The sequence below is a fragment of the Streptomyces sp. NPDC060031 genome (genome assembly GCF_042736805.1).
GTDB lineage: Bacteria > Actinomycetota > Actinomycetes > Streptomycetales > Streptomycetaceae > Streptomyces.
Genome location: NZ_JBHWVM010000145.1, coordinates 1 through 11279 on the forward strand (window position 1 = coordinate 1; position 11279 = coordinate 11279).

General features: G+C 65.7%; 8 protein-coding genes and 1 pseudogene. 2 read left to right on the forward strand and 7 right to left on the reverse strand.

The annotated features are described in order from the left end of the window. A partial coding sequence (locus ACFWB8_RS35235) for a transposase (protein ID WP_385236809.1) occupies nucleotides 1–356 on the forward strand: 356 nt, incomplete at its 5' end. A gap of 205 nt (nucleotides 357–561) precedes the next feature. On the opposite strand, the gene ACFWB8_RS35240 is transcribed toward ACFWB8_RS35235, so the two are convergent. From ACFWB8_RS35240 to ACFWB8_RS35260, 5 genes are all read right to left on the reverse strand, one after another. Further along, nucleotides 562–801, reverse strand: coding sequence for a DNA-binding protein (locus ACFWB8_RS35240; protein ID WP_385236812.1), 240 nt, complete (start codon nucleotides 799–801; stop codon nucleotides 562–564). Between the two features lie 65 nt (nucleotides 802–866). After that, nucleotides 867–2117 carry an IS256 family transposase gene (locus ACFWB8_RS35245; RefSeq protein WP_385236815.1) on the reverse strand — a complete coding sequence of 417 codons (1251 nt, stop codon included), beginning with the start codon at nucleotides 2115–2117 and terminating at the stop codon, nucleotides 867–869. Between the two features lie 1015 nt (nucleotides 2118–3132). Beyond that, entirely contained in the window at nucleotides 3133–3888 is a 756-nt protein-coding gene (locus tag ACFWB8_RS35250; RefSeq protein ID WP_385236831.1) for a transposase family protein, read from the reverse strand. A 717-nt stretch (nucleotides 3889–4605) separates the two neighbouring features. Continuing rightward, nucleotides 4606–6123 (reverse strand): hypothetical protein, encoded by a 1518-nt coding sequence (locus ACFWB8_RS35255; RefSeq protein ID WP_385236818.1) that lies wholly within the window; start codon nucleotides 6121–6123, stop codon nucleotides 4606–4608. A gap of 16 nt (nucleotides 6124–6139) precedes the next feature. Continuing rightward, the gene (locus tag ACFWB8_RS35260; protein WP_385236822.1) at nucleotides 6140–7765 is read right to left on the reverse strand and encodes a hypothetical protein; all 1626 of its coding nucleotides are present in this window, start codon (nucleotides 7763–7765) and stop codon (nucleotides 6140–6142) included. Between the two features lie 406 nt (nucleotides 7766–8171). On the opposite strand from ACFWB8_RS35260, the gene ACFWB8_RS35265 reads away from it, so the two are divergent. Further along, entirely contained in the window at nucleotides 8172–8360 is a 189-nt protein-coding gene (locus ACFWB8_RS35265; protein WP_385236825.1) for a hypothetical protein, read from the forward strand. Nucleotides 8361–8620: 260 nt separating this feature from the next. Here ACFWB8_RS35265 and ACFWB8_RS35270 read toward each other — a convergent pair. Both ACFWB8_RS35270 and ACFWB8_RS35275 read right to left on the reverse strand, forming a co-directional pair. Next, a pseudogene (locus ACFWB8_RS35270) lies at nucleotides 8621–9870 on the reverse strand (IS630 family transposase). A 329-nt stretch (nucleotides 9871–10199) separates the two neighbouring features. Beyond that, complete coding sequence (locus ACFWB8_RS35275; protein WP_385236828.1) at nucleotides 10200–10628, reverse strand: hypothetical protein; 429 nt, start codon at nucleotides 10626–10628, stop codon at nucleotides 10200–10202. Nucleotides 10629–11279 lie beyond the last annotated feature (651 nt).

Sequence of the window (11279 nt, forward strand, 5' to 3'; positions counted from 1 at the left end):
ACCCGGACAACCTGGACGAGAGCAGCACGCTCAAGCTCAAGAAGCTCCTGTCGCGCAGTCCCGAACTGGACACCGTCGCTGCATGCGTCCGCTCCCTCGCCACGATGATGACCGAGCGCCGCGGCAGCGACCTGGAGAAATGGCTCGCCATCGCCGAAGCCACCGGGATGAAGCCGCTGCAGAGTCGGGCCCGCGGCCTCCGCCAGGACTTCGACGCCGTCACCGCCGGTCTCACCCTGGAATGGAACTCCGGCAAGGTCGAGGGCAACGTAAATCGGGTGAAGCGAATCAAGAGGGACGGGTACGGCCGTGCCGGATTCGATCTCCTCCGCCTGCAGATACTCCTCGCGGACTGAAGAGCGTCACCCTCCGCAACCAACCCACAAGAAGTGGATCAGAACCGTATCTACCGGCCGCTGTCAACCGTCCCCGCTGTCCACCCGTGTGCCAGCGTTCGCAACTCGCTGGAATGCCTGCTCGAGCACGTTGATGACCTGCTGGGGAGCAAGACCCTCGAGTCCATCATCAACAGAGCTATCGTCAAGACTTGTGGATCAGTGATCAGAACCAGTTGATGGTGTCCTTCAGGAGGCGGGTGAGCTTCGCTCGCTTTGTCGCGTTCGCTCGCCAGGTTTCCTCGGCCAGCACGCTGGCGGTTGTGACTCCAGCCTGGCCAGCCGGGTTCTCTGCCGGTATCAGACGGCGGTTGGCGATGAGCATCCCGACCCGGATGAGTGTGACGCCCAGGTGGCGGGCGGCATCTGGCTGCGACATCCAGGCGTCGTCCTCGACGGTGTCCACCTTGAGTAGAACGTAGCCGCGGTTGTTTCGCGACGATGGCCGCCCCTGCCGGCGCCTTTCGTGCATCACGCCGCCGCCTCCGGCCGCTCGACCAGGAGGCCGCGTTCGAAGCGGGCTCCGGCGCGGACGAGGGCGACCAGGTGGGGTGCGTTCACGGCTCGCCACCGCTGCTGTGCGGACTCGACGAGCTTGAAGACCATGGCCAAGGCGGCGGCCGGACTGCCGGCACCCCGGGTGACCTTGGTCCGCAGACGGACCGTGGCGAAAGTCGACTCGATCGGGTTGGTTGTCCGCAGGTGGATCCAGTGCTCGGCGGGGAAGTCGTAGAACGCCAGCAGCTCGTCGACGTCGTCGGTGATCTTCTTGACGGCCTTGGGGAACTTCGCACCGTAGGTCTTGGCGAACCCGGAGACGGCCTTGAGCGCACGGTCGCGGTCCTCGGCGTTGTAGATCTCCTGTAGGGCCTTCTTCGCGCCGGGCTGGGCGGACTGCGGCAAGGCGTTCGCGACGTTGGCGACCTTGTGAACCCAGCACCTCTGATGCCGGGTTTCGGGGAACACCTCAGCCAGGGCTTTCCAGAACCCGAGTGCGCCGTCCCCGATCGCGAGGACAGGAGCGCGCATGCCCCGGCGTGCACAGTCCCGCAGCAGGTCGGCCCACGAGTCGGCGGATTCGCGGTAGCCGTCGTTCATGGCGATCAGCTCTTTGGTGCCGTCCGCGCGCACGCCCATCAGCACGAGTACGCACGACTTCGCCTCGCGCAGGCGTACGCGCAGGTGGATGCCGTCGGCCCAGACGTAGACGTAGTCGCTGGTGGACAGATCGCGCTCGCCGAACGCCGCGTGGTCGGCCTGCCATTGCTGGGTGAGGCGGGTGACCGTCGCCGGTGAGAGGCCGGCCGTCGAGCCGAGGAACTGCTCCCGAGCGGGCACGAAGTCGCCAGAGGACAGGCCGTGCAGATAGAGCAGGGGCAGCACCTCGCTGATCTTCGGGGACTTGCGGCACCACGGCGGCAGGATCGCCGAGGAGAACCGCTTGCGCTCGCCGGTGGCCTCGTCGACGCGCTTGTCGTTGACCCGCGGGGCCTTCACCTCGAGCGCCCCGGCCGCGGTCGTGACGTTTCGCGCCTGGTGATAGCCGTTGCGGACCACCAGACGGCGCCCGTGCCCATCCCGCTGATCGGCCAACTCGGCTATATAGGCGTTGACTTCAGCTTCCAGTGCGGCGGCCGGCATCCGCCTCCCGCCCTCGCGGACGATGTCGTCGATCAGGGAGCCGGTCTCGGTCGTTCCATCGGTATTCACTACGCTCAGCACGGGCGTGCCTTCCCGACCGACGGTGCAACGTCGGCCTACTCGATGACCAGAAGTCGATCACTCGGGAAGGTACGCCCTTCGCGTCCAATCCGAGGCCGATCCACAAGTCATGAGCATTGCTCCATCAACAAAGTCGGCGGCGAGTGTTGAACAGCACGAAAGAGTTCAGCAGCGCAGTAAAGAGTTCAGCATGTAGTTCAGCAGCGCGGTGAACCGTTCAGCGTCATAAGGTAAATATCTGGACGTTCTGGCCTGCCTACGTTGTTGCGGGCCGTTTCCGAGTGATGCTGGCACCGCTGTCAGGCGAACTGTTCAGCGACAGTCGAAAGTTCAGCCGCGCTGCCAAAAGGCCAAGTGCGCAGGCATCTGTTCAGTAGGGCCGCATGGCGGAAATCGTCCGATCGGGCGTGCTGTGTCGAGTGGTTGCACGAGCGCTCGGACGGATGTTGCCGCGGGTGCAGCCGATCGGTGGACCTCGCGGACCTGGGTAGCCGTTCGGCGGCGTGGTGGCTGGCATCTTCGCGCGCATGCACCCTTCACCTGAGTCTCGATCCTGGGATGGGAGCTCCGCTTCTGTTCCGCGGCGACGCTCGTTGTCTGCCCGTCCGGACAGCCCTGCCTGCTTGCCTGGGCGGAGTGCGAGGCCGCCGGTCCATGGCCGAGTCGTGCCACCACTGCCCCGTGTCCGGCCGGCGGCTCGTGGCCGTGTCCCGTGTCCGTCGCCTGCCGGCGGTGCCCTGCCCGGTGCGAGGTGAGGGGTTCGCCTCCTGGGTGGACCGCGTCGCTGCCGTGCTGGAGGTGCCGCCGGGTGTAGCAGCTCGTGCGCTGGGGCTGGAGTGCAGGCAGTGGGGGGCGTCCACGCGCCCGCTGTTCTTCGGCGTCACGCTCACCCCCGCCAGCCTCCACGGCTTACGAACTGCGACGGGGCTTGGGGAAGGCAATGGCTGGCAGTCAGCGGCATCCGGTGACGGCAGTTATTCGCCTGTTTCGGGGAGCCAGTGAGCCTTTTCCAACCTCACGCTGATGCGTGGTGAAGGACGAGGACGGCCTTCACCACGTCGGTGATTCGGTTGGTGCTGCAGCGGAGCTTCCGCAGGAGGCGCCAGCCCTTGATGGTGGCCATGGCCCGCTCGCCGAGGCAGCGGAATTTGGCGTGGGTGGTGTTGTGGCGACGCTTCCATCGCTTGAGGCGGCGGCCCCGAAACGGAACCCGGACGGATCCGCCGGCGCCTTGATACGCCTTGTCCGCCCAGCATTTGAGCCCCGCATCGGCGAGGGTTTCGATGATTCCGTGCCGTCGCGCGGCGGTCAGGTCGTGAGTCGAGCCGGGCAGAGCCGGCGAGGCCCAGAGCAGCCGTCCGAAGGGATCGGCGAGGACCTGGACGTTCATGCCGTGGCGTTTATGCTTCCCCGAGTAGTACGGGGCGTCGGCGGCGATGCGGTCGATCGGCAGCAAGGTGCCGTCGAGGATGACGAACGCCTTCGCCCGGATCGTCGTCATCGCCTCGGCCAGGGACGGGGCGAGGGCCGCCAGGGCCTCGACGGCTTCACGTATGTAGCGGTACGCGGTCGCGATCCCGATGCCGAACCCCGTGGCGAGTATGGCGTAAGTGTCACCGCACCGCAGGTGGGCCAGGGCGAGCAGGGCCTGACGTCCGGCAGGAAGGCGCCGCCATCGCGTTCCGATCTCCTGCCGCCGGGCTGTCAGTTGCCCGGTCAGGAACCGCAAGGTGCGGCTGGACAGATCAATCGAGGATGGGTAGACAAGCAAGCGAAGCTCCTGGCGGACATGGGTGATCTTGGTCGAGAACCCGCCTACCAGGAGCTTCATCGTTGTGCAGGACAGCCCAACTCGCGGTCAGCACCGCCAGCTTGAAAAGGGCTCACGGAGCTGAACAAGGAAGCCGCGAAGCGGGGCGGGCCCGCTGCGCTACGGGCCTTCTACCGGAACCTAGGTCGCGGGCAGGGCGCCGTCGTCGGCGCCGCCGCCTTCGATGGCGGAGGAGTCTGGGGATCTGCTGCGGGTTCTGCCGGTGCTGTTCCATCTGCTGTGGTCTGGGGCGCTGCGGGCGGATCTGAGTGCGGGCCTGCTGAACAGCGCCACCATGGTGCACGCGGTCTACGGGGCCGCGGGCGGGCGAGGACAGGAAGTCCGGGACGGTCACGTTCTGGGGTCCTGACCCGGCATACGCAGCGGGAGGAGCGAGATGCGCAAGCTGTCGCGGCCGGCCTCGATCGGGGTGGGCGAACGGGTCCGGTTCGCCGGGCAGGTGCGGGCGGTCCTCGCGGTGTCCGCTCAGACGGTGACGGTGACCGAGCAGGACGGCCCAGGCGGCGTGGGCCGGCAATCTGCTGGTGCGCGAGCAACCGGAGGAGGTGTAGCGGCTTCTGCAGCTGGGGTGAGGAGCTGCGGCAGGCCCAGCCACGGGTGGGCGTGGCGCGGATCGCGAAGCGGCCCTGATGAAACGGTGATTACCGTCTCGCGGCTTCAGGCAGGCGGCAGGCCCGGATCGCCGGTGGGGGGAAGGACCGGCGGGACTTGGCAGATCCATCCCATCGCCTGGGCACCCGGCCGAGACAGCGTCTCGCCGTCCACGTCCGCCCCGTCCAGACTGAAAGGCCCAAGGTTGAGCGCCCCGCTAGCCAGCTGATCCCGCTCGTCGTCGTCCCAGTGGGACGTGATCCGCAAGTTGCGGACCACCACCATGCCGGTCGTGATCAGCGTGATCGCGGAGGCCGCGACCTGCGGCACGCTGCCGCTGGCTATCCCGCCGCGGCGGAAGCCGGGCACCATCCAGTTCTCGGCCGCCAGGAATACCTCGTCCCACCAGGGGCGTCCGAACGACACGATTGTGTACTCGAACTCGACGGTGAATCCCTCCGGGGCGCGGGGTGCCGTACCGACCACCGCGAGCTGCAGCTCGGCGTCGACCGAATCCCCCACCTGCCGGTCGATGGCGAGCAGCGTGCCCGCCACGGGCGACACTACCGAGAAGTCGAACTCATCTTCGATGGTGACGAGGCCTTGGTGGGTGAACTGCACATCTACGAGCGGTTCGCCCACCGTGACCTCATCACCCACCGCCTTGCGCCACTCGCGCACTCTGGCGATGGACCCGGGCTTGTCAAGAGCGGGCATCAGCACGGCGTTGCGCTCCGCGGCGACCACGGGGGCCCGGCGTACGCCGATGCTGGCGATTTCATCCCCTGCCTCCAGGCTGTCGGCACTGGCGCGGAGCACCGTGCCGGTGGCGGGTGAGAGGATGGTCGTGCTGATGACGTCGCCGGGAGACTCATCAGGGACGAAGTGCTGGTTGGCGAACATATCGCCCTCGGAAACGGCCTCGCCGACGTCCCGAAAGAGCACCAGCTCGCCGGGGGTGAAGCCAGGAGGACTCTCCGGCCTGACCACCAGGACCTGCGCGTCGAACGACGGCACCGGCACCGGACTCGGCGCCGGGGGCACCGGCTGGGTCCCGTCGATGCGGTGCGTCTCCCAGGACTCGGCGCCGGGCAGGAACCAGCCCGTCGGAGACATGCCGGTCGCGAAGTAGGCGTCGCTCACCCCCGTCGGGTTCACAGTGCCGCCCGCGCCGGTCGTGCCCGCGATCTCCAGGAGTTGGTTCTGCTCCAGCCGTTTGACCGCGCTCGCCTTACGTGCCTCGAAGGCCGTGACCGCCTGCTCGGCGGCGGAGGCGCAGACGCTGCCGGAAAGAAGCGCCTTGTACCAAAACGACAGCCGGCTGCCGGCCCGCGGCAGATACCAGCCGTTGCCGAGCCCGTTCGCGGCCGGCAGCTGCTCCGCGAGCTGGGCGGCCCGCTGATGGGCGAGGAGTTGCTGCTGGCTGTCGGTCGCGCCGACGCCGAACTCGCCCGGCGGGAGCGGGCTGCCGAACCCGTCGAGGACCAGCAGGACATTGCCGGGAGCGTCCCCCACCGCACCGCTCAGCTTCCGCGTGAAGAAGCTGTGCACGGCGGCGCTGAGCTGGTCAAGCGTGACCGACATGGCGTCCGCGCCCCTTTCAGCCGTTGCCGAGGGCCGGGTCGTCCTCGGCCGGGCAGAACGGCACGATCTCGCCCAGCAGGCCGACGATCTGGGCACCGCTGATGATTAGGGCGTCGTCCTCGAAGTGCGTACCGAAGTCGTTGCGGCAGTCCTTGCCGCCCTCGTCCTTGAAGTCACCCTTGTACTCGGAGTTCGAGTGGGAGAACCCGCCGGTCAGACTCAACGGTCCCCAAATCGGGATGCTGACGTCGCCGCTGATGCTGCTGCCGAAGCTGCTGTCGGAACGACCATGCTTGGACCAGTACGAGTCGAGAGTGCTCTGCGTGTCACCCCAGCTGCGCGCCCTGATCTTCACGTTCCTGACCACCAGGAAGTGTGTCGGAATCATCGGGATCTTGTGCTCCGTGTCACCGACCTGGTCGGACAGCTGCCCGGTGCTGATGACACCCTTTTTTGCGCCACGGAGGAACCAACCGGGCAGGTGGAAGATGTCGGTGACCAGCCACGGTCGGGCGATCTTGCACAGACCGTACTCCATCTCGATCGACAGATCCTTGGCCTCGTTCGTCAGCACGGTTCCGTCGCTCGCGGTGTCGGAGAAGCTGCTCGTGGAGTGACTCTTGCTCTCCGCGTACGTGCCACCGAAGCCGAAACCGAAAACGCTGATCCCGGCGCTGCCGCTGCTGTTGCTCGAACCGCCGGCCCAGTCGCCCGTCGCGAGGTTCGTGCCGTGTTGCTCGAAGTGGTGCTGTGTCTCGCCGCTGGCCCGCTCGATCCTGGTCCAGCCGATGTCCTCGGACTCGATCTGCGCCCATTCGCTGGGCAGGACGAAGGTGTACGGCATCGTGCCGACGGCGCCCAGCAGTCTCACCGTCCAGTCGTCGAAACGCTTCCGTGCCAGCTTGATGGCGCCCTGCCCGAGGGGAATGCCGACCGACAGGTAGGTGGCCAGTGCCTCTTCGACTTTCTCGGCGCCCTGGGTAAGGAACCGTTCACGGGCCTGGTCGGCCCTGACGCCGAAGGGTTCCAGCAGGATGGACGCCTGATCGGCCAAGTCGGGATCTTTCAGCAGGCGCGCCTGCTCCGTGGCGAACTCGCCTCTCCTCTTCGCCCAGGTCTCCTGATTATCGAGGTACCTCTGGTACAGCGGGGTCGGAAACATTTCAGGGCCTGTGTACAGCACCGCCTGCGCGGCATCGATCCTGGCCTGCTGATCCGCAGGTCGCTCCGGTACAGGCAGGGCCTCCATCGAGTCGAGGATGAGCTTGTACTCAAACGACACATGCCGTCCGCCGCCGGAATACGTCTCAGTGCGGCCGTCGTCACGCACCACCAGCATGTCGTCGAACATGGTGAAGGTCTTGAATGCCGCTTCCTGGGCGCGCTTCTGCTGCTCGCCCGCCGGCGCCGGCGCCGTGGTGGAACTCGGCGGGGGAGGCGGACCGGCGGGTGAGCCGCCGATCGGACTAAACGGACGCGAGTAGTCCTTCGGACTCACCATGAATCCTGGGACCTGCATGGAGAAGACGAATCCAGTGGTGGATTCGCCGGTGGAAGTCGTCGGCCTGCTGGCCTTGATGTCCGTAATGATCTCGCTGAGAACATCGGCAGCGAGAACATGAGGCTCGTTTTCCATAGCCATCACAGATATCCCTTCTCATGGAGAAGCTGGCTGCAGGCCGTTCTCCAAGTGATGGTGCTTCTGTCCCCCTGAAGCCGTGCATGGTCATGCACGCAGGAGTGGTCGATCATTAGCCGGGCTTCGCCACCGGATAATCACGAGACACTGTCAGATGGGCAGTTAGCTGCCGTTCCCACATTTCAGCCTACTTTGGAATCACGGCGATGGCGATCTGGACGGCCACATGCCCCTTCCAACGCTGACATGAGGGTCGCGGGTCGCGGCTCCCCGGTCCGGCCGCTACAGCAGACGATCCGGCGCCGCCTAACAACTGCGTTGCCGATTGGGCTTCGTTACGAAGCGTCAAATCCCCAGACGGGCTGAAAGCCCTGCCCCACGGCCCTCCACGTTGAGGACCGTCCAATGAATGTCCGCCGCCGAACGGAAGTTGGGATGCGGCCCAGGAATGTCGTACGCCGCGATGCTGCCGGAGACGCTCGACTGGCTCGTGGAGCGACTGGCTCGCCAGGACTGGCGGGAAGCCTTCACCGCACTGGCGAAGATTCATCTCGATCTATTTCACTACGCGACGAAGGACTCCTGGTTAGGGGCGTGAATGAGGGTTGGCCGCAGAGGCCGTTGTGCCGGATAGAACGTGGAACACCTGCCCTCCGACGGTGGCCTCGACCGCATTCGGCAGGGAGAGGTCTGTACGGCGGTGTGGCCCGTGGCGAGGTTGCGCTCCTCCGCAGCGGTGATCCATCCCCGTCGTTGAGTTCCCCGGCCGTACGTCCGCGACTGCCTCCACTCGGGCCTCACTTGGCCGCCCCGGACCGCGTTACCACCGCTAGTGTGCTGCGCCAGAAATCCTGAGGGTTAGTTCTGCTCTGTTTTCTGGTCGGTGGTTCCGACTTTGGTGAGGTAGTTGGCGAGGGAGTTGAGGATCTCGTCGGCTGTCTTGGTCCAGGTGAAGGGCCGCGGGTTCTCGTTCCAGGTGTCGATCCACGCAGTGCCTTCACTGAGGTGTGGACGCCGCGGCGGATGAGCTTGTCGGTGAGCAGGCCGAACCACCGCTCCACCTGGTTCATCCAAGAGGAGCCGGTGGGCGTGAAGTGGACGTGGAAGCGGGGGTGCTTGCCGAGCCACGTCCTGATCTCGGCGGTGTTGTGGGTGGCGTAGTTGTCGCACACGAGGTGCACGTCGAGCCCGGCGGGCACTGCCTTGTCGATCCGGATCAGGAACTTCTTCAACTCGATCGCCCGGTGGCGGCGGTGCAGTGCCGATATGACGGTGCCGTCGGCGATGTTGAAGGCGGCGAACAGGCTGGTGATGCCGTGCCGCAGATAGTCGTGGGTACGGCGTTCGGGCATGCCCGGCATCATCGGCAGCACCGGCTGGGACCGGTCCAGCGCCTGGATCTGGCTCTTCTCGTCCACGCAGAGCACGACCGCCTTCTCAGGCGGGTGGTGGTACAGGCCGACGACGTCGACAACCTTGGCGACGAACTGCGGATCGGTGGACAGCTTGAAGGAATCCTGCAGGTGGGGCTTGAGGTCAAACCGCTTCCAGATCCGCCCGATCGTCGACTTCGACAGGCCGGTGCGCTGGGCCATCGAGGCCCGTGACCAGTGCGTGTCCTGGCCCGGGACCGACTCCAGGGTGGCCACGACGATCTCCTCGACCCGGTCGAGGAGGATCGAGGGCGGCCTGCCAGAGCGCGGCTCGTCCTGCAGACCATCGAGGCGTTTCGCGATGAACCGGGCCCGCCAGCGGTCCACGGTCGACCTGTCGATGCCGAGGTCGGCCGCGGCCTGCTGGTTCGTCCCGCCCTCCGCGCAGCGCAGCACGATCTCGGCTCGCAACGCGAGGAACTGGGCGGTCTTGGCCTGCCGCGCCCACTGCTGCAGCTGCTGGCGCTCAGCATCGTCCAGGACCAGGTCGGCCTTCGGCCGGCCGATCCAGCCAGCGTCCTCAAGCCCAGCCATCCGCTCCGCGGCGAAAGCCCGACGCCACTTACCCACCGTCTTGGCCTGGACACCAACGACCCGCGCCACGACCGCGTTTGACATGCCGTCAGCACACGCCAGGATGATGCGGGCCTTCTCGGCCGAGCGCCGATGCGGCAAATCCGCCCGTTTCTATATCGAGACGCATTTTGGACCGCACCGGTGCGTACCATCACCTGTCTCTCGGTCGCGCCCTCGTCGCCGTCTGGTGCCGTTTGCCGGGCGCCTCATGGCAGACGCCTACCTTCGATGTAGGCCGTTGCTACTTCCGGAACCCGAAGCCTCTGAAAGCGACCTCGACGTCCAACAGATCCTGCTGCAGGAAGTCGGCCCTGATGCTCACGCTCCGCAGCGCGGGGAACGACGACAAAGCCGTTACCTCTGCATGGTGGTACGGGCGAGGGCTGTGGCCGTCTCCTTCAGGGTGGCGGACCTGTCGCACACATTCACTAGCCATGTGGAGTAACCACCACATACGTGACTTGTGTCCCATCATCCATAGCCCCTCTGAAAAATTGTTCATTCAGCAAGGGTGAGGTTGTGAGTACCGATGCCAAGACCCCGGCAGCCGAAGCGAGGAAACCCAGGACCGCAGGCGCTCCATCAAGGAGCGCGTCTTCGATCGCTTTCTGGCCGGCTTCGGTAAGGACATCGGTGAAGAATTCGCTGACTTCACTCGGCGGATCGGGGGGACCGTTGTAGATCTCCACGTAGTAGCCGTTCGCCTGACGTGCAGTGACCGTGATCCGGGCATCATCTCGAATCATTTTCCCTTGCGGCGCCTCTGAAGGTATGGGGATCAAAGTGCCGTCGGGGTCGGGCGCAGATTCGAATCGGGTCGTGTCGTCGCTTGCTGGGTTGGGAAGTGTGTCCGCCATGTCAAGCCTCACATTCTATTGGGGCCTCGCCGCGGTCATTGATGACGTCACGCCAAGGGTGAGTGAAATTGCCTCAACGGAAAGCCCGTCGACCAGACCTTGGGTGCTGTGCGATTTGCTGCCGACGCTGTGGGATCATGGCTGTCGCGCGATGCGGAGGCGCAGACCCGTAGTTCATCCGTGAGAGATGATTCCTATGCGCTCTTCGCCTCGGCATCTGCCTCACTTACCGAGGTACTGAAACATCAACCCGGTTGGGGGCAACGCCACACCCAACTTGCACCAGGCGGACCCTCAATGCCCAACCTGATAGCTGACATCAGCGTACCGCGAGGTCATGCTCCGTGCATGATGAGGCGACAGACCGGAGCGAAGCAGGTGATGTGATCACTCACGGGGAGATCCGCTGCCTCGGCGAACACGCCATGGCCATCCTCAAGCCGGATCACGGACGTAGTGAAGGCCGTCGTCGTCCTTCACCACGCCTCAACGTGAGGTTGGAAAAGACTCAGTGGGCCTCTATCCAGGATCGGCGCAGTTATTGAGCCGAAACTCCTCGGTTGCCTGGTCGTTGGTCGGGTGTGATCGAGAGTGGGGATATGCGCCGGCTGTCGCCGGATGCGCAGGAGGATCTTCGGCTGCGGGTGGTTG

Coding starts and splice junctions, on each gene's coding strand:
- ACFWB8_RS35265 (WP_385236825.1), top strand. CDS start 8,172: ATGTCCGCCGCCGAACGGAAGTTGGGATGCGGCCCAGGAATGTCGTAC.
- ACFWB8_RS35260 (WP_385236822.1), bottom strand. CDS start 7,765: ATGGCTATGGAAAACGAGCCTCATGTTCTCGCTGCCGATGTTCTCAGC.
- ACFWB8_RS35275 (WP_385236828.1), bottom strand. CDS start 10,628: ATGGCGGACACACTTCCCAACCCAGCAAGCGACGACACGACCCGATTC.
- ACFWB8_RS35255 (WP_385236818.1), bottom strand. CDS start 6,123: ATGTCGGTCACGCTTGACCAGCTCAGCGCCGCCGTGCACAGCTTCTTC.